Annotated in this window: 16 protein-coding genes and 1 pseudogene; 9 read left to right on the top strand and 8 right to left on the bottom strand. The window is 49.6% G+C overall.

Translation table 11 applies throughout. The features are described from left to right. Positions 1-74 precede the first annotated feature (74 nt). Positions 75-1,208: a radical SAM family heme chaperone HemW gene (gene hemW / locus HF324_RS02090; protein ID WP_168861837.1), complete on the top strand. Its 1,134-nt coding sequence runs from the start codon at positions 75-77 to the stop codon at positions 1,206-1,208. Between the two features lie 208 nt (positions 1,209-1,416). Here the strand turns inward: hemW and HF324_RS02085 are convergent, their stop codons facing one another. After that, positions 1,417-2,391 carry a deoxyhypusine synthase family protein gene (locus tag HF324_RS02085; RefSeq protein ID WP_168809007.1) on the bottom strand — a complete coding sequence of 325 codons (975 nt, stop codon included), beginning with the start codon at positions 2,389-2,391 and terminating at the stop codon, positions 1,417-1,419. 165 nt (positions 2,392-2,556) lie between these two features. After that, on the bottom strand, positions 2,557-3,009 hold the full coding sequence (locus HF324_RS02080; RefSeq protein WP_168809005.1) for a hypothetical protein: 453 nt from the start codon (positions 3,007-3,009) through the stop codon (positions 2,557-2,559). Positions 3,010-3,331: 322 nt separating this feature from the next. On the opposite strand from HF324_RS02080, the gene HF324_RS02075 reads away from it, so the two are divergent. The 6 genes and pseudogenes from HF324_RS02075 (at position 3,332) to HF324_RS02050 (ending at position 8,436) form a co-directional block, all read left to right on the top strand. Then, on the top strand, positions 3,332-3,961 hold the full coding sequence (locus HF324_RS02075; RefSeq protein WP_168861836.1) for an acyl carrier protein phosphodiesterase: 630 nt from the start codon (positions 3,332-3,334) through the stop codon (positions 3,959-3,961). A 96-nt stretch (positions 3,962-4,057) separates the two neighbouring features. Continuing rightward, on the top strand, positions 4,058-4,672 hold the full coding sequence (locus HF324_RS02070) for a DUF2911 domain-containing protein (protein WP_168809001.1): 615 nt from the start codon (positions 4,058-4,060) through the stop codon (positions 4,670-4,672). A gap of 513 nt (positions 4,673-5,185) precedes the next feature. Further along, positions 5,186-6,163: pseudogene (locus tag HF324_RS02065) on the top strand (trans-sulfuration enzyme family protein); the annotation flags it as partial. A 193-nt stretch (positions 6,164-6,356) separates the two neighbouring features. After that, the gene (locus HF324_RS02060; RefSeq protein ID WP_168808998.1) at positions 6,357-7,130 is read left to right on the top strand and encodes a TIGR02757 family protein; all 774 of its coding nucleotides are present in this window, start codon (positions 6,357-6,359) and stop codon (positions 7,128-7,130) included. Positions 7,131-7,148: 18 nt separating this feature from the next. Continuing rightward, the gene (locus HF324_RS02055; RefSeq protein ID WP_168808996.1) at positions 7,149-8,090 is read left to right on the top strand and encodes a DUF6263 family protein; all 942 of its coding nucleotides are present in this window, start codon (positions 7,149-7,151) and stop codon (positions 8,088-8,090) included. A 181-nt stretch (positions 8,091-8,271) separates the two neighbouring features. Then, a complete protein-coding gene (locus tag HF324_RS02050) occupies positions 8,272-8,436 on the top strand; it encodes a hypothetical protein (protein WP_168861835.1) in 165 nt (54 codons plus the stop codon). Positions 8,437-8,578: 142 nt separating this feature from the next. On the opposite strand, the gene HF324_RS02045 is transcribed toward HF324_RS02050, so the two are convergent. The 3 genes from HF324_RS02045 to HF324_RS02035 form a co-directional block, all read right to left on the bottom strand. Then, positions 8,579-9,235, bottom strand: coding sequence for a sterol desaturase family protein (locus HF324_RS02045; RefSeq protein WP_168808992.1), 657 nt, complete (start codon positions 9,233-9,235; stop codon positions 8,579-8,581). 178 nt (positions 9,236-9,413) lie between these two features. After that, complete coding sequence (locus tag HF324_RS02040; RefSeq protein ID WP_168861834.1) at positions 9,414-10,661, bottom strand: serine hydrolase; 1,248 nt, start codon at positions 10,659-10,661, stop codon at positions 9,414-9,416. Between the two features lie 41 nt (positions 10,662-10,702). After that, positions 10,703-10,840: a hypothetical protein gene (locus HF324_RS02035; protein ID WP_168861833.1), complete on the bottom strand. Its 138-nt coding sequence runs from the start codon at positions 10,838-10,840 to the stop codon at positions 10,703-10,705. Between the two features lie 176 nt (positions 10,841-11,016). Between HF324_RS02035 and HF324_RS02030 the strand changes: the two genes are divergently transcribed. Next, positions 11,017-12,030 carry a fumarylacetoacetate hydrolase family protein gene (locus tag HF324_RS02030; RefSeq protein WP_168861832.1) on the top strand — a complete coding sequence of 338 codons (1,014 nt, stop codon included), beginning with the start codon at positions 11,017-11,019 and terminating at the stop codon, positions 12,028-12,030. Positions 12,031-12,032: 2 nt separating this feature from the next. Continuing rightward, positions 12,033-12,911, top strand: coding sequence for a flavin reductase family protein (locus HF324_RS02025; RefSeq protein WP_168808984.1), 879 nt, complete (start codon positions 12,033-12,035; stop codon positions 12,909-12,911). A 157-nt stretch (positions 12,912-13,068) separates the two neighbouring features. Here the strand turns inward: HF324_RS02025 and HF324_RS02020 are convergent, their stop codons facing one another. The 3 genes from HF324_RS02020 to lysS form a co-directional block, all read right to left on the bottom strand. After that, positions 13,069-13,824, bottom strand: a complete 756-nt coding sequence (locus HF324_RS02020; protein ID WP_168808982.1) for a DUF4197 domain-containing protein — start codon at positions 13,822-13,824, stop codon at positions 13,069-13,071. A 43-nt stretch (positions 13,825-13,867) separates the two neighbouring features. Next, positions 13,868-14,701, bottom strand: coding sequence for a universal stress protein (locus HF324_RS02015; RefSeq protein ID WP_168808980.1), 834 nt, complete (start codon positions 14,699-14,701; stop codon positions 13,868-13,870). Between the two features lie 335 nt (positions 14,702-15,036). Continuing rightward, positions 15,037-16,545 carry a lysine--tRNA ligase gene (gene lysS / locus HF324_RS02010; protein WP_168808978.1) on the bottom strand — a complete coding sequence of 503 codons (1,509 nt, stop codon included), beginning with the start codon at positions 16,543-16,545 and terminating at the stop codon, positions 15,037-15,039. Between the last annotated feature and the right edge of the window lie 168 nt (positions 16,546-16,713).

The following is a 16,713-nucleotide window of genomic DNA, read 5'->3' as shown; positions in this document are numbered from 1 at the left end:
GTTTGCAAAGATATTAAAATAGTCCATAGTTGGCCGGTAAAACGGCAACAGCAGGCTATTTATAAAAAACGCCGATGGCCGGAATTTATTTACATATCCCCTTTTGTAAGCAGGCTTGCTATTACTGCAACTTCCATTTCTCCACTTCCCTGGCCCGCAAAGCGGACATGGTACAATGCCTGTTGCGGGAAACAGACCTGCAACGCGGCTACCTCGGCGGTGAGCGGGTGGACACCATCTACTTCGGAGGCGGCACGCCCAGCCTGCTGGACACCGCGGAGCTGCGGCTGCTGCTGTCCCGCGTGTACAGCACCTTCGACGTGGCGCCCGACGCGGAAATTACGCTGGAAGCCAACCCGGACGACCTGGACAACGATAAGCTGCTTTCACTCCGCGAAGTCGGTATCAACCGGCTCAGTATCGGGATACAGTCCTTCCACGAAGCAGACCTGCGATGGATGAACCGCGCCCACAACAGCCGGCAGGCGCTGGACTGTATCGTGCAGGCACAGCAGCTGGGATTCCGCAACATCACGATAGACCTGATCTATGGCGGGCCTACCCTCAGCGACGAAGGATGGCGGCAGAATGTGGAGCAGGCCATCGCGCTGGGCGTTCCGCACCTGTCGTGCTACGCCCTCACCGTAGAACCCGGTACGGCGCTGGACCACTTCATCCGTAAGAAAAAAATGGCCGCCACCGACCCGGACAAAGCGGCCCGGCATTTTGAGCTGCTGATGCAATGGCTGGAAGCTGCCGGCTACGAACACTACGAGATTTCCAACTTCGCATTGCCCGGCTGGCATTCACGGCATAACAGCAGCTACTGGCAGGGCAGGTCCTACCTGGGCATCGGCCCGTCGGCCCACTCGTTCAACGGCCATTCCCGCCAGTGGAACGTAGCCAACAACGCTACCTATATCAAGCGCATCACTGCCGGCGAAATACCGGCCGAAACTGAAAGCCTGACAACCGGGATGCAGATCAACGAATACATCATGACCTCCCTGCGCACCTCCGCCGGCTGCAACCTGGAATGGGTCGCCGAAAAATTCGGGGCGGACCAAAGTATGCGCCTGCAGCGGGAAAGCCGACAATTTATCGATAAAGGATGGATGGTAGCCCAGGGGGAAACACTGCGGCTCACCAGGGCAGGACGCCTTTTCGCAGACGGCATTGCAGCGGAGTTGTTCACCTCCCAGGGCTGACGTCCCGGGGTACGAGGTCATTCAGGTCCTGAAAAAAGAAAATGCTGCTTTGAAAGGCCCTGAGCTTAACAACAATGTGTGCTTCCCAAATCTAAAAATGAAATGGCTGTTTGAAAGGAGCGTAACCTCGGAAAAAAATTCAGGGATTTAATTATCCGGACAACTTCCAAATAATCAAATCCCTAAATGAAAAAATAGCTAAATGTTATTACCAGCCCAGTACGTAGGAGAAGATCAGCGGCGCTACGATGGTAGCATCTGATTCCACGATGAACTTAGGCGTATGTATGTCCAGCTTGCCCCAGGTGATTTTCTCGTTGGGAACAGCGCCGGAGTAGGAACCGTAGGAGGTGGTAGAGTCAGAGATCTGGCAGAAATAGCTCCAGAAAGGAACATCTGTCCATTCCAGGTCCTGGTACATCATCGGTACTACGCAGATCGGGAAGTCACCGGCGATACCGCCACCGATCTGGAAGAAGCCAACGCCTTTACCACCGGAGTTTTTACGGTACCAGTCAGACAGGAAGATCATGTACTCGATACCGCTTTTCATGGTAGAAGCTTTCAGCTCACCTTTGATGCAGTATGAAGCGAAGATGTTACCCATGGTGCTGTCTTCCCATCCCGGAACGATGATAGGAATATTTTTTTCAGCAGCAGCCAGCATCCAGCTGTTTTTCGGATCGATTTCGTAGTGCTCTTTCATCACTCCGCTGAGCAGCAGTTTGTACATGTACTCATGCGGGAAATAACGTTCCCCTTTATCTTCTGCGTCTTTCCAGATTTTGTGGATGTGTTTCTGAATGCGGCGGAACGCTTCCTCTTCGGGGATACAGGTATCAGTTACACGGTTAAAGCCTTGTTCCAGCAGGTCCCATTCTTCCTGCGGGCTCAGGTCGCGGTAGTTAGGCACCCTTTTGTAGTGAGTGTGCGCTACCAGGTTCATAATATCCTCTTCCAGGTTAGCGCCGGTACAGGAGATGATGTCCACTTTACCCTGACGGATCATTTCAGCGAAAGAAATGCCCAGCTCGGCCGTACTCATGGCACCAGCCAATGTTACCATCATTTTACCGCCTTCCAGTAAATGTGTTTCATATCCTTTGGCAGCATCCACCAATGCAGCAGCATTAAAGTGGCGGTAATGGTGCTGGATAAATTGAGAAATGGGTCCCTTATTCATGTCATTTAATCATTTATACATTAACAGCCTGGCTCATAAAGCCTTAACAGCTGGCAAAGTTAAGATAATTTTCCAAGGGAAAGGGGAGGGGTTATAAAAGAGAAAGGTCTGTGGCGGCGCCCACAGACCTGTTCATTTCAATCAAACGGAAAGCACAAACTAAAACTAAGCTTTTTTCAGACGGCTCTTCACGCTGGTAGCGCCGGTTCCATCTGCTTTTAACACGGTCCAGGTATCTTTTCCCTCGAGGGTGATAAAGTATACGACGTTACCGTTGGAAGAATATTCCACGATGCAATAAAGGCTGTCGTTGGGATATCTTTTATTGAGCCTGGAAGTCAGTGCCAGCGGCAGTTGTTCCGGATCAAGATAACGGGAGGTAGCCAGCAGGTTGCCCGCGTCGTCGAAGAAGGCAGTCACTTTGCTGCTGCTCATGTTAAATTTGGCCGTGAAGGTCTTGTTGTCATCAGTATACCATTTCACTTCGCTGGCTCCGGCGAATGTTTCGCTGAAGGAATGCTGTATTCTGCTGTTAACAGTAGTTTCATATGTGTTTGCAAAGAGGGCGCTTGCGGAAAGCAGTAATGCGGCGCTCATCAGGAGAATTAATTTTTTCATGGCGGAAAAAATTTAAGAGGTTTTTAAAATTTTTTGTGTTGGTTTTTTGCTTTGATGACTCAAAACTACGGCGGAAAGGGACGGTTGGTCAAGGCATACTTTACTGGTGGAGGCACTAGATAATTTGGAGTATCCGCTATCGGACGTCCGGCTGGCCGGAGGCGGACAACTGCGCGTGTTCCGCAGCCGTGGCCTGTTTGTTGGTGCCACCTTGCCAATGTTGCATGGGCGAGTGTTAAGGTTGTGTTAAAGTGGATGAGAAATGCGGTTCAACGTGAAATCCGGCATAGCCTGCCCATCAATGGCAAAACGATCGTTACATTTGTCTGGTCAAAAACATCAGAAAGGCTTTATTATGAACTACCTGGCACACGCTTTCCTCTCTTTTAACCGGCCGGCGCTCATCACCGGCAATCTGATTGCGGATTATGTAAAAGGCCGGCAGCAGCTGGCGCTCTACAGTCCGGATGTGCAACAAGGCATCCGGCTGCACCGGGCGATCGACACTTTTACCGACCAGCATCCTGTCACCTCCCGGGCCAAGTCATTTTTCCGTCCTGCCTGCGGCCTTTACAGCGGCGTATTCACAGACCTGGTATATGACCACTTTCTGGCTACAGACAGTTCCCGCTTTTCTGAAGACACCCTGTACGACTTTGCCGCCGGGGTATATCATGTTATTAATCATCAACAGGAAACATTGCCGGAGAGATTCCTGGAGATGTTTAAGTACATGCAGCAGTTCAACTGGTTATACAATTACCGTGGTAATGAAGGCATGGAGCGGGCTTTCCGGGGCATCAGTTCGCGGGCTAAGGGACTGGAAAGCAGTCCTGCTATCATTTTTGCTGTTTTCACTGAACATTATGAAGCGTTGAAAAGCTGTTACGAGGCCTTTTTCCCTGAACTTCAGACATATGTGGAAAATTTGTTACAAAACGAAAACCGCTAAGGGCTTGTTAAAAAACACGGTTACTTTCCGGATTCGGTAAAAATTTCTAGGTTTGGGGGCGCAAGTTTGTTTTAAAAGAAAATAAAGTTTCACAGGATGTATAAAAAAGCCATCATTTTCGCCTTTGTACTGGGTCTATTCGCCGCCAACGCAGGAGCTCAGGATAAAAAATTGCCACCACTCGATGCCAGCCCTATGGACATGGTTTATTACCCGCCGATGTACCCATATGTGGTAAAAGTAAAAGGAGAACCCGGCGCGCTGGTAGCCAGGGTTATTTACAGCCGCCCGCAGACAAAAGGAAGAGAGATTTTTGGCAACCTGGAAGAATATGGTAAAATATGGCGGTTGGGCGCCAATGAAGCCACGGAAATAGAATTTTTCCGGCCGGTGGTCATCGCAGGAAAAAATGTTCCGAAAGGACGTTACACCCTGTATGCCATCCCTACCGAAAAAACCTGGACTGTTATCCTGAACAAGGAAACAGATATATGGGGCGCTTTCAAATATGACCAGCGCAAAGACGTGGTGAGAACAGCCCTCCCGGTAACCCCGCTGGACAACCCGCTGGACGCTTTCACCATGGTGTTTGAAAAAGGCGACCCCGGCGCCAACCTCGTCATCGCCTGGGACAAGGTAAGCGTAAGCCTGCCTATCCGGTGGACGGACGGCGGCACTAAAAGCGGCGCTAAAGGCAGTGCAAAAAAATAATAGCTGCTGCAGGATAAAAAACAGAGGCCCGGCGATATATGAATTGCCAGGCCTCTGTTTTTTATATCGGAGGTCATATTGCTGAAAAAGGAAAGGGCGGTAAGACTACCGCCCTAAGAATTTTAACCATATCCTATGAAAAACCTACTCGAAGGTATATCGAATATCCATACCCGTTAGGGTTCATTTGGTGAACGATATAAAAATCCTCGTAAGCGTGCTAAATCATTCCATCAACAATTTCCGGAACGCTATCCGGCAATAATTGCCGTGTCTGCTAAAATGTTCCAATCACAAAAGGGAGTATATTTGAAAAACCACCAGAAATTGTTCATTATAAAATATTTAAGACATGAAGCTGGGTACTAAACTCATACACGCAGGTGTAGCGCCCGATCCCTCCACAGGGGCCATTATGACGCCTATCTTTCAAACCTCCACCTATGTACAGAGCGCCCCGGGGAGCATAAAGGGTACGAATACGCCCGCACACAGAACCCCACCCGCGACGCCCTCCAAAATGCACTGGCAGCCATTGAAAACGGCACCCATGGTATTAATTTCGGCAGCGGGCTGGCCGCTACCGACGCAGTGATGAAACTGCTGTCTCCCGGTGATGAAGTAGTGGCTACCAACGATTTATACGGCGGCACCTATCGTATCTTCACCAAAGTATTTGAGCGTTACGGCATCAAATTCTCTTTTGTGGGGATGAAAGATGCAGCCGGCGTGGCAGCACACATCACCCCCAACACCAAAATGATCTGGCTTGAAACGCCTACCAATCCGCTCCTGAACATCATTGACATAGCAGCCGTGGCGCAAATCGCCCGGAAGAATAATATTTTGCTCTGCGTTGACAATACCTTCGCCTCCCCCTACCTGCAAAATCCGCTGGATCTGGGGGCTGACATCGTATTGCATTCCGCCACCAAATACCTGGGCGGCCACAGCGATGTGGTGCATGGCGCGGTGATCGTTAAAAACGAAGACCTGGCCAAACAACTGTACTTCATACAAAACAGCTGCGGCGCTGTGCCCGGTCCGCAGGACTGCTTCCTGGTGCTGCGGGGCATCAAAACCCTGCATGTACGTATGCAGCGCCACTGTGAGAACGGAGAAAAAATCGCCCATTTCCTTCGCAACCATGACAAGGTGGACAGGGTGTACTGGCCCGGTTTTACCGATCATCCCAATTACGATATCGCCAAACGGCAGATGCGGGGTTTTGGCGGAATGATGTCTTTCACCCTGAAAGACGACAACATCGAGGCCGCCAACCGGGTACTGAGCCATACCCACCTGTTTTCGCTGGCAGAATCACTGGGCGGCGTAGAGTCGCTGATCGGGCATCCGGCCAGCATGACCCACGCCTCCATCCCCCGGGAAGAGCGCATTAAAAACGGGTTGGCAGACTCCCTGATCCGCCTGAGTGTAGGCATTGAAGATGTGGATGACCTGATAGCCGACCTTAACCAGGCTATCGGATAAGACGTTCATCAATCTGATTTTAATTCTTACCGGTTAAAAATTATCTTTACGAAGTATATAATTTTTTCCTGGACCATATCCACAGCCTATTTTATCAGCGCTGACGAATCAAACCACCTGCGCTGTTGCCTCAGGGCAACAGCGCAGGTGGCTGACGCGTATAGCCAGGCTGCAGATGCTACATGTGACAACTATGAAGATCCAACAACTGAAGGACTTCCTGAATGCGAAAGCGGCAACCTATAATCATCCGGATTTCATTGCAAATGACCCCATTTGCATCCCGCACCGCTTCAGCGAACTGCAGGACATAGAAATAGCCGGCCTCTTTGCCGCCATACTGGCCTGGGGCAACCGTACCAGCATCATCAACAAATGCACGGAACTGATGCGGCATATGGACAACGCGCCCTATGACTACATCCGCAATCACGACCCGCGCGACCGCATGAAGCTGATGACCTTCTGCCACCGGACTTTTAACGGTGTGGACCTCCTGTATTTTGTGGAATTCCTCCAGCATTACTATACCAACATTACCTCCCTCGAATTCGCCTTCAGCGGCCACCTCAGCCCACAGGACGAAAACGTTGAAAAAGCCCTTACCGGCTTCCATAAAATGTTCTTCTCCCTCGAGCACCCCGCCCGTACAGAAAAACATATCTCTTCTCCCGCCAAACATTCCGCGTGCAAACGATTGAACATGTATTTACGCTGGATGGTGCGAAAAGATGAAAATGGCGTGGATTTTGGGCTGTGGCAACATATTTCACCATCACAACTGGTATGCCCCCTGGATGTTCACGTAAGCCGCGTGGCCACCAGGCTGGGATTGATATCAGACGCGAAGTCAGACTGGAAAACTGCCGTAGCGCTCACCCATGAGCTCAAAAAGCTGGACCCGGACGACCCGGCCAAATACGACTTCGCCCTGTTTGGATTAGGTGTGATTGAAAAGTATGTTTGATTAAAATAAATTACAGTAATGAAAAAATTATTGGGCGCCATTGCTACCTTCCTGACATTGTCCTTCACCACGCAGGCGCAGGACTACATGTCAATCAACTACAGCTTTAACAAGGGAGAACAGTTTGAACTGGAACAGAAAAGCCGTACGGAAACCTATACCACCATTAACGAAGCACAGCAAAGGGTTACCCGCGATTATAACAATATTATTACCATCGATGTCACCGATGTGATACCCGGCAAAGCCACACTGACGTTCCGGTATAAAGAACTGCGATTCAACTTCAACGCTAAAAATCAGAATATCTTTGTGGACGCCAAAGTGAGCAAACCGGACGAACCTTTTCAGGCCGGCCTGCAGAAACTGCTGGACCAGCCTTTTACCGTGGAACTGCAAAGCACCGGCGTCATCACAAAAATCGACGGCCTCGACAACCTGCTGGACAACGCTGCCGCCGCCTTCAGCTCCCTGAAAAAAGACGAACAGGAAGCCTATAAAAAACTCATGAAAGACCAGTTCGGCACCGACGCCTTCCGCGCCTGGCTGGAACAGTTGCTGATCATGTATCCAGCCCACGGCATCAAAACCGGCACCCAATGGGAAGAAAGCGTTCCCCTTCGCGGCGGCCTCGTTGGCAGGATAGATCTCTACTGGAACCTTCAAACCTGGGACACCCAGACCGCTAAAATCGGTGGCACCTCCAAAATAAACACCGATAAAGTGCAAATGCTCACCCTCGACGACGATATCAAGGCTACCGCCGAAATCAGCGGCACCACCTCCTCCAATTACCTGGTGATGCGCAGCAGCGGCATGCCCAGCATCTGCGTACAGAATACTGAAATGAACGGCAACTACACCTACAAAGTGAATAAGGCCAAAGGCATTAAACGCGACCTGAAAGTGCCGGTGAAAGTAGTCACCAACGCTTCCTACAAAATCAAACAGATGAAATAATGAACAGCGTTCCTGCACCGTATCTCCGGGAGACCGCCAATTGGGCGCAACAGACATTTGAAGTAAGCGTCCCCCGGGCAATATCAGTTACGCGCAACTGGAGGAAATACTGGGCAGAAGACTGGAATACCTCATCAGCACCGATCTCCAACAGTTCATCTTTCTCCTGTACCGGATCGACGTGGCAGAGAAAAAGGTGAGACAGATACTGGAATATGCCGCCCGGCAAGGCACCGATCCCTACCGGCCCATCGCGGCGCTGATCATCGAGAGACAGCTGCAGAAAATAGCTTCCCGGGAAGCTTTCCGGCAAGACAACCTGCCAGACGATGAAGAAAGATGGTGATTCATTCAGGGATTTTTTAATGTACGATCTTTTGATTCCTGCAATACAAAAGAAGAAGACCGAAGCGGTTGTTAACTTGCTTCGGTCTTCTCCTTTTGTAAATCTATAAAATCAAAAAATCGTACATCAAAAAATCTCTACATTAAAACATGAGCTCCTTTACTTTCTCTTTGTCTTCCTTCTCCTTGTCCAGGTCAAAGAAAGTGCCGAATACCCGGTCCCAGAAAGCTGAACTTACACCAAAGCCTTTATCCTCGCTTTTGTAGTGATGCAGGTGGTGATTACGCCACAGCGGCTTCATGAATTTAAAAGGCGGGTTCCAGGCGTGGATAGCGTAGTGCATGCTGCCATAAATCAGATAACCCAGCAGGAAACCGGGGAAAAACATGAAAGTATACTGCCGCAGGAAAATATACTGGCTGCCAAAGATCGCAGAGGCCAGGATCAGACTGGGCACCGGCGGCATAAACAAACGCTGTTTGTCTCTCGGATATTCGTGATGGTTACCGTGCATCACGTAAATAAAACGCTGCACTTTCGGACTGTCGCTGGCAAAGTGGAAAATAAACCGGTGCATGATATACTCGAAGAACGACCAGAATAACATCGCGCCTATGAATATCGATATCACCGTGCTTACTTCAAAGCCTAACGTGTCATGGCTATAATAAAGCATATAGCCAATAATGGGCAAATACATTCCCCAGATCACCAGGGGATGCGTCTTGGTCAGCATCTCGAGGTACTGGCTTTCAAATAATCTTGCCTGTCCTTTGTTCTTAATCTTTTCAAATTTCATGAATCCCAGTTTTAACGCGCAACAGTTACGGGAAAATGAATAAAACCCCTCTTATTTTACCCTGGCAGGTAGCTATGCCCCGTCTGCCGATTTCAGGCACAAAAATACAACCTTCACCTTAATTGGAATATTTTTAATCTTTAATTTATCCGTCAAATATTATGACCGTCAGTCCCCGCTACTGCCTGTAATCGATCCGGAATGCCTTCAGGTCCGGTTGGTAGGCCCGTTGCCGTTGCAGCTCATACCGGTAAATAATATTGCCGGCATCCCGGAAAAAAGGATATCCTTCCCCTTCATATTCGTATTTATCATCATTTAAAATACCGTCCCGGTTCACATACACCGTTCCGGTGAGCATAAACTCAATATTATGCTCAAAATCAACGATGTAAGCCGCATCTGTCAAAAAGCCGTAAGACCAGCCCGTTTTATTGAACACCCGCATATTGGACGGGATGTGGCGGCCGGCGCCTTTAAAAAGGAAAAACTTCGTATAGCTGTCAAAGTATTCAGTGGTGTCATAAACGGGATCTGTGCTTTCAGAAGGGTATTCGGACATATACCGGTACAGGAACCGGTAATCCTGCGGGGTTATCCGGAAACGTTGCGCCGCCGGCACCGACTGCGGGAAAATCACCGATTGCAGCATCTGTTGCAGGCATTGCAACGGCAGGTTGTTATGCTTTGTGAAATCCATCGGCTCAGATACCAGGTGCTCGTTTTTATCCATATAACCCGCTCCTATCCGGATGTTTCTGCTATAGTCGTAAGACAGCCGGCTCACGGCCGGCGGCTGGCTGTACAGCGTCTTCCCGTTTTTTACAAACCGGATAGCGCCGGTGTGCCTGTTTTCTTCTTCAGACAACGGCATAAACCGCCGCACGATACGCACATCCTTATAGCCTTTTTTCCAGAGCCTTTCATGGATGGACTGTTGCCCTACGAATTCATACAAACGGTTATAGGCGTCGTTGTCACTGATCAGGAAAATCCGTTTGATGTAATGGTTGATCGAAGGCAGCCCGCTTTTGGCCGTACTGTCTGTATGCACGGTTAACTGTCCGCTTCCGCTGCTGTCGGTCAGCATGGTGGTGTTGCCGTCCAGGCCGCGGACCTTGAGTTCCCTCATTTTCTCCAGCGCCAGCAGGGCAATGGGCAGCTTCACCGTACTGGCCGGGTTAAAATACTGGTCCGCGTCCACGTTGAGATAATAATGCGTGAAATGCGGCTGGTTATTGGCATCGCGGTCAATCCGGGTATAAATCAGCTGATACCGGAAAGAATCGGGATGTTGCAGCATATGCCGCAGCAGCGGGGTAGCCTCACGGTCGAACATGTTTTTCAGCAGGGTATCTGTACGGGGCTGCGCCTGTACCAGCGACAGGCAACCGCAAAGCAGTAACAGCAAACAGTGACGCATCATAGAGCAGCAATAGTGGTTCTGATTGCCAAAATATAAAATTATCAGCTGGCGGCTAAGCGCTTCCTGATGTTTTCGTTAAAATTAGCCGGCGTAAGCCCGAAATGCGCCTGTAGCAGCTGCTCCAGCCCGGCATCGTTGAGCCGTGTTGTCAGCAGGCTGTCGGCCGGCAGTTTGGCCAATGCGAGATGGCGTAACGGGAAGGCGACTGCGCTGCGGCTGCCAGCGGCAGGACTAACAGCAGGTAAGGGGCCATAAACAGGATTTCATATCAGGTCTTTATCTTCCTAAATTATACAAAAAAACCGCAGGAGCATCCTTATATTTGGTCAATCATACAACCAGAACAATACAAATCATGAAACTTGTAAGTTATTTAAGAGAGGAAACAGACCAGCTGGCCATCCTTGTTGACGGACAGTTGTACAACACCCAGGAGTTGCATCCGGACCTGCCCAATAACATGGGAATGTTCCTGATGATGTGGGAAGACGTGATCGACGTGGCCCGGCAGGCTGACGCCAGCCTGAAAGCAGGCAAACATCCGGGCACCGCCAAAGGTATCCCCGTGGAAAGCGTACAGCTGCTGTCGCCGGTACCATTCCCCACTTCCTGCCGCGATGGCTATGCTTTCCGGCAACATGTGGCTGCTGCCCGGAGAAACCGCAAAGTAGAGATGATCCCGGAATTTGATCAGTACCCGATCTTCTATTTTACCAATCACAATGCTATCCAGGGTCCCGGCGATATTCACTGTATGCCGGACCACTTCGACAAACTGGACTTTGAACTGGAAGCAGCTATCGTGATCTGCAAAGCAGGCCGGAATATCACCGCAGCAGAAGCGGATGACTACATCGGCGGTTATATGATCATGAACGATATGAGCGCACGCACGCTGCAGATGGAAGAGATGAAACTCAACCTGGGCCCCGCCAAGGGCAAGGACTTCAGTACCGTGATAGGCCCCATGCTGGTAACGCCGGACGAACTGGAGGAGTTCCTGGTACCCGCCAAACCCGGACATACCGGTAATAACTACAACCTGAAGATGACCTGCAAAGTCAATGGCATACAGGTCAGCGAAGGCAATATGGGCGACATGGACTGGACGTTTGCGGAGATCGTGGAACGTTGCGCTTATGGCGTCAACATCATGCCCGGCGATGTGATCGGCAGCGGCACCGTAGGCACCGGCTGTTTCCTGGAGCTGAACGGCACCGGCAAACTCAACGACCCCAATTACACCGAACAATGGCTGCAACCCGGCGATGTGGTAGAGATGGAGATAGAAGGACTGGGCACACTTACCAACACCATCGTTAAAGAAGACACTGACTTCTCTATACTGGCACTTAAGAAAAACGTATAGGCATGAAGGTAGTTCCGTCTGAAATTAAGACCGCCGAGCTGCAGGCTTATCTGCAGGGCGCCATCGCCCCGCGCCCGATTTGTTTTGCCAGCACTATCGATGCGGAAGGGCAGCCTAACTTATCGCCTTTCAGTTTCTTCAATATATTCGGTACCAATCCGCCAACGCTGATATTTTCACCGTCCAGGCGCGTCCGCGACAACACCACCAAACACACGCTGGAAAACGTGTACGCCACCCGCGAAGTAGTGATCAATGTGGTCACCTACAACATGGTGCAACAAACATCACTGGCCAGTTGCGAATACCCATCAGGGATAAACGAATTTGTGAAGGCCGGCTTTACACCTGTGCCCTCAGAAAAAATAAAACCGTTCCGTGTAAAGGAAAGTCCCGTACAAATGGAATGCGTGGTAAAACAGATCATCGAAACCGGCAACCAGGGCGGCGCCGGCAACCTCGTTATCTGTGAACCGGTACTCATCCATATCAACGATGACATTTTCGATGCCAAAGGCAGAATAGACCCGCAGAAGATCGACCTGGTAGCCCGCATGGGCGGCGACTATTATTGCCGCGCTTCCGGCGATGCTGTCTTTGAAGTGCCCAAACCCAATACACAACTCGGAATCGGCGTAGATGCGTTACCGTTATCCATACGCAACAGCGCTATTCTCAGCGGCAATGATCTGGGCAAACTGGGCAACGTACATGAAATGCCTTTTGTAGATCCTGCATTTGATGATAGTCACCTTAAAAACATCATCCAGTATTACAGCCTTACGCCGGATGAGATGGAGCGCGAGCTGCATCATTACGCTAAGCAGCTGCTGGAGGCCAACAAGGTAGGAGAGGCCTGGCAGGTATTGCTCAGCGCGTAGTTTCCCGCAAAGCTTTGTAAGAAAGCAAAGACACAAAGTTTTTTTGAGATTAAATAAGAAAGCAAAGGTGCGAAGATCAGCATTTGATCTTCGCACCTTTACTTTTATTGATAAAGACTCTTTGTGTCTTTGCTTTCTTACAAAGCTTTGCGAGAAACTACAGGATATTTCCGAACACTTTTTTCAGGATATCAGTCGTTCTGGCGGCAGGATTAGCGCGGATAGCCGCTTCTTCTTTACCGATCTGGTCGAACAGTGCGTTCACTGCCATCGTAGTCACATAGTCCTGCAGGTTAGGATTCACTTTATTGAATGTCGTCGGCAGTTTGTTGTATGTATTCACGATGTCTGAATAGTAGCGGGTAGCGCTGGTGCTGTCCAGCGAACCTTTCACTACAGGAGAGAAAGCGGCTTTCAGCTGATCGGTGGTTTTGCTTTTGAAAAATTCGGTAGCGGAATTGTTACCCCCTTTTACCAGGTTGATCGCATCTGTAAGCGTCATTTGTTTGATGGCATTCACAAAGATGGGCGCGGCGTATCCTACGGCTTTTTCTGCGGAGCGGTTGATCTGCAGGATGGCCTGGTCCACCTGCGGGCCTAAACCGATGGCACGCAGGGTATTACCGATTTTCACTGCGTCAGGAGGCAATAACAGCTTATACAGTTCATTGCCAAAGAAACCGTCTGTTTTATTGAGATTGGCGATACCATTGGCAACGCCTTTCGCCAGTGCTTCCTTGATGGCAGAACCAGCTTCATTTTCAGTGAAACTGCCGCCGGTGTTGGAAGTAGTGGTGTTTGTAGTGGTGGTGGAGCTGGAATTTTTGAGCTTTTTCAGTTTGTTCAGCAATTGCGCCTGACTGGCGTGCATACAGCCAACGCCCAGGAGAACCAACAGTGTTTTTTTCAGCATAATGTTGTGATGATGATATGTATTAATGTTTCAAATATAAAGTTTATTCGTGTATCGTCAGCAGCGGAATATGCGTCTGGTAGGCCAGTTTAGCGGTATTACTGCGTTTAAAGATCCGTTCAAACAGGCCGTGTTTTTTCGGGATGGTGAGGATCAGGTCTGCCTGTATGCTTTCGGCAAATTCCGTGATACCCTGCACCACGTCCGGGTTGTCCACAAAATGATATTCCGGCTTATAATCTTCCAGCAGCGTATCCAGCATCAGCGTTTCAAAAGGCGTATCGGTGGAGAAGTGCTTGCTTTCATGGTCTATATTGATCACATGCAGTTCCGCATGGAATGCGGCCAGCAGCTTCTTCAGCGGGGCGATCGGCGTACTGTCGGCCACCTGGCGCAGATCGCAGGCAAATACGATTTTGGCGATGCCTTTAAACACTGCTTTTCCGGGAACGATAAGCACCGGGCAGGTGGTATGCTTCACCACATCGATGGTATTGGAACCTACCAGTATCTCTTCCATTTTACTGCCACCGGTAATGCCCATGATGATGAGCGCTGCTTCTTCCTGTTTTACCACATCGTCAATGGTGGCAGCCAGCAGCGTATTGTCCGCCCTCGTCACGATACTCACACCGGCGCCTGCCAGCGGCGCAAGTTCTTTTTGCATCTTATCCAACCCTTCCTGTGAAGCGATCCGCAGATCGTCCGGATTAACCATGGGAATGGCAGTAGGCACGTCCGGGATTGGTACGATCAGTTCATAGGCATGGTAAAGCACAATACGGTCAACATTCAGCTGTGGAGCCATCGCCAGCGCATAAGTAGCTGCATTATAGGCGGTATCAGAAAAATCAGTGGGTACAAGTATCGTTTTCATATGACTAATTTTGAGATACAGAAAAGCATTACTTAAAGGTAACGATGTGACACGGGATCTGAGCGCTTTCCCAAAGGGTATAGAAAATTTAATGCCGGAAATTTTTCACGCAAAGGATTATAAGATCATAGCGGGTTTTTAGCACGCAAAGGATTGCAAGATCGTAGCGGGTTTTAAGATCGCAAAGGATCGAAGATCATATTATGTTCCCTTTTATAAAAAGAAGACCACATTTTGTTGATCATATTAACATAAACTAATATAAACAACAAAATGTGGTCTTTTATTTCTTTGCGGGCTTGCTATCCGCTATGATCTTAGAATCCTTTGCGTGACTATTTTTCCTGCTTCATCTGCGGGAAGAACAGGACGTCCTGGATGGACGGCTGGTTGGTCATCAGCATAGTCAGACGATCGATACCGATACCGATGCCGGAAGTAGGCGGCATGCCATATTCCAGGGCGCGGAGGAAATCGTAGTCGATATACATGGCTTCATCATCGCCACGTTCCATGAGCTGTACCTGTTCTTCGAAGCGTTCGCGCTGGTCGATAGGATCATTCAGCTCACTGTAGGCGTTGGCGATCTCTTTACCGTTGACAATCAGCTCAAAACGTTCTACCAGTCCGGCTTTGCTGCGGTGTTTTTTCGTCAGCGGGCTCATTTCCACCGGGTAATCGGTGATAAAGGTCGGCTGTACGTAGTGGCCTTCGCATTTTTCGCCAAAAATTTCGTCAATCAGTTTGGCTTTACCGAATTTGGCGTCTACATGGATGCCCAGCTGTTTGCATACATCGCGGAGCTGTGCTTCGTCCATGCCGTCGATATCGAAGCCGGTATGTTCCTTAATAGCGTCGTACATGGGGACGCGGCGGAAAGGCGCTTTGAAGTCGATGGTTTTCTCGCCCACCAGTACTTCCGTAGTGCCATGCAGCGCCACCGCCACTTTTTCGAGCAGGGTTTCGGTGGTGCGCATCATCCATTCGTAGTCCTTGTAGGCGGCGTACATCTCCATGACGGTGAATTCCGGGTTATGGGTACGGTCCATTCCTTCGTTACGGAAGTCCTTCGCAAATTCGTATACCCCTTCAAAACCGCCTACGATCAGGCGTTTCAGGTATAATTCGTTCGCGATACGCAGGTACAAAGGCATATCCAGCGCGTTGTGGTGTGTCACGAACGGGCGGGCGGTAGCGCCGCCGGGGATAGGCTGTAGGATCGGTGTTTCCACTTCCAGGTAGCCCAGGTTATTATAGAAATCACGGATGGTCTGGAGGATTTTGGTCCTTTTTACGAACACATCTTTCACTTCCGGGTTGATCACCAGGTCCACATAACGCTGACGGTATTTGAATTCCGGATCGGTCACCTCGTCAAACACCTGTCCTTCCACGGATTTAACGATCGGCAGCGGACGCAGGGATTTGGACAGTATGTTCACTTCCCTTGCATGAATGGAGGTAGCGCCGGTTTTGGTGATAAAAGCATAGCCTTTTACACCGATGATATCACCGATATCCATCAGTTTCTTAAAAACAACGTCGTACGCGGTCTTGTCTTCACCGGGACAGATGTCGTCGCGGCGTACATACAGCTGGATACGGCCGGCTTTATCCTGGAGTTCCACAAAAGCGGCCTTGCCCATATCACGAACGCTCATGATACGACCTGCCAGGCATACATCCTGGAATTGCTCTTTGGTGGCTTCCGAATAGTTATTTTTTATGTTAACGGAAGTATCATTGACCGGGTATTCTGCCGCAGGGTAGGGGTCGATGCCCAGTTTTTGCAGCTCCTGTAATTTTTCCCGGCGTATAATCTCTTGCTCAGATAATTGTGTCATGTGATTATTTGTAAATGCCAAATGGAGTGCAAAAATAACTGATTATGGGGAAAATCTTACGGAAAAGGGCTGTAAGACTACAGCCCTCTTATTTTTTGACCATATCCTATGAAAACCGGCTTAAAGGTAGCCCGTTCTACTGCTATTAACAGTGGGGATTTCGGGATT

The sequence above is a fragment of the Chitinophaga oryzae genome (assembly GCF_012516375.2).
Classification (GTDB): Bacteria; Bacteroidota; Bacteroidia; order Chitinophagales; family Chitinophagaceae; genus Chitinophaga; species Chitinophaga oryzae.
The sequence above is the reverse complement of the archived record's forward strand: the minus strand, read 5'-3'. Positions and strand labels throughout refer to the sequence as shown.

Bases quoted from the DNA above. Each gene is read 5' to 3' on its own strand.
- hemW (WP_168861837.1), top strand. From the start codon at position 75: ATGGCCGGAATTTATTTACATATCCCCTTTTGTAAGCAGGCTTGCTAT.
- HF324_RS02085 (WP_168809007.1), bottom strand. From the start codon at position 2,391: ATGAATAAGGGACCCATTTCTCAATTTATCCAGCACCATTACCGCCAC.
- HF324_RS02080 (WP_168809005.1), bottom strand. From the start codon at position 3,009: ATGAAAAAATTAATTCTCCTGATGAGCGCCGCATTACTGCTTTCCGCA.
- HF324_RS02070 (WP_168809001.1), top strand. From the start codon at position 4,058: ATGTATAAAAAAGCCATCATTTTCGCCTTTGTACTGGGTCTATTCGCC.
- HF324_RS02060 (WP_168808998.1), top strand. From the start codon at position 6,357: ATGAAGATCCAACAACTGAAGGACTTCCTGAATGCGAAAGCGGCAACC.
- HF324_RS02055 (WP_168808996.1), top strand. From the start codon at position 7,149: ATGAAAAAATTATTGGGCGCCATTGCTACCTTCCTGACATTGTCCTTC.
- HF324_RS02045 (WP_168808992.1), bottom strand. From the start codon at position 9,235: ATGAAATTTGAAAAGATTAAGAACAAAGGACAGGCAAGATTATTTGAA.
- HF324_RS02040 (WP_168861834.1), bottom strand. From the start codon at position 10,661: ATGATGCGTCACTGTTTGCTGTTACTGCTTTGCGGTTGCCTGTCGCTG.
- HF324_RS02030 (WP_168861832.1), top strand. From the start codon at position 11,017: ATGAAACTTGTAAGTTATTTAAGAGAGGAAACAGACCAGCTGGCCATC.
- HF324_RS02025 (WP_168808984.1), top strand. From the start codon at position 12,033: ATGAAGGTAGTTCCGTCTGAAATTAAGACCGCCGAGCTGCAGGCTTAT.
- HF324_RS02020 (WP_168808982.1), bottom strand. From the start codon at position 13,824: ATGCTGAAAAAAACACTGTTGGTTCTCCTGGGCGTTGGCTGTATGCAC.
- HF324_RS02015 (WP_168808980.1), bottom strand. From the start codon at position 14,701: ATGAAAACGATACTTGTACCCACTGATTTTTCTGATACCGCCTATAAT.
- lysS (WP_168808978.1), bottom strand. From the start codon at position 16,545: ATGACACAATTATCTGAGCAAGAGATTATACGCCGGGAAAAATTACAG.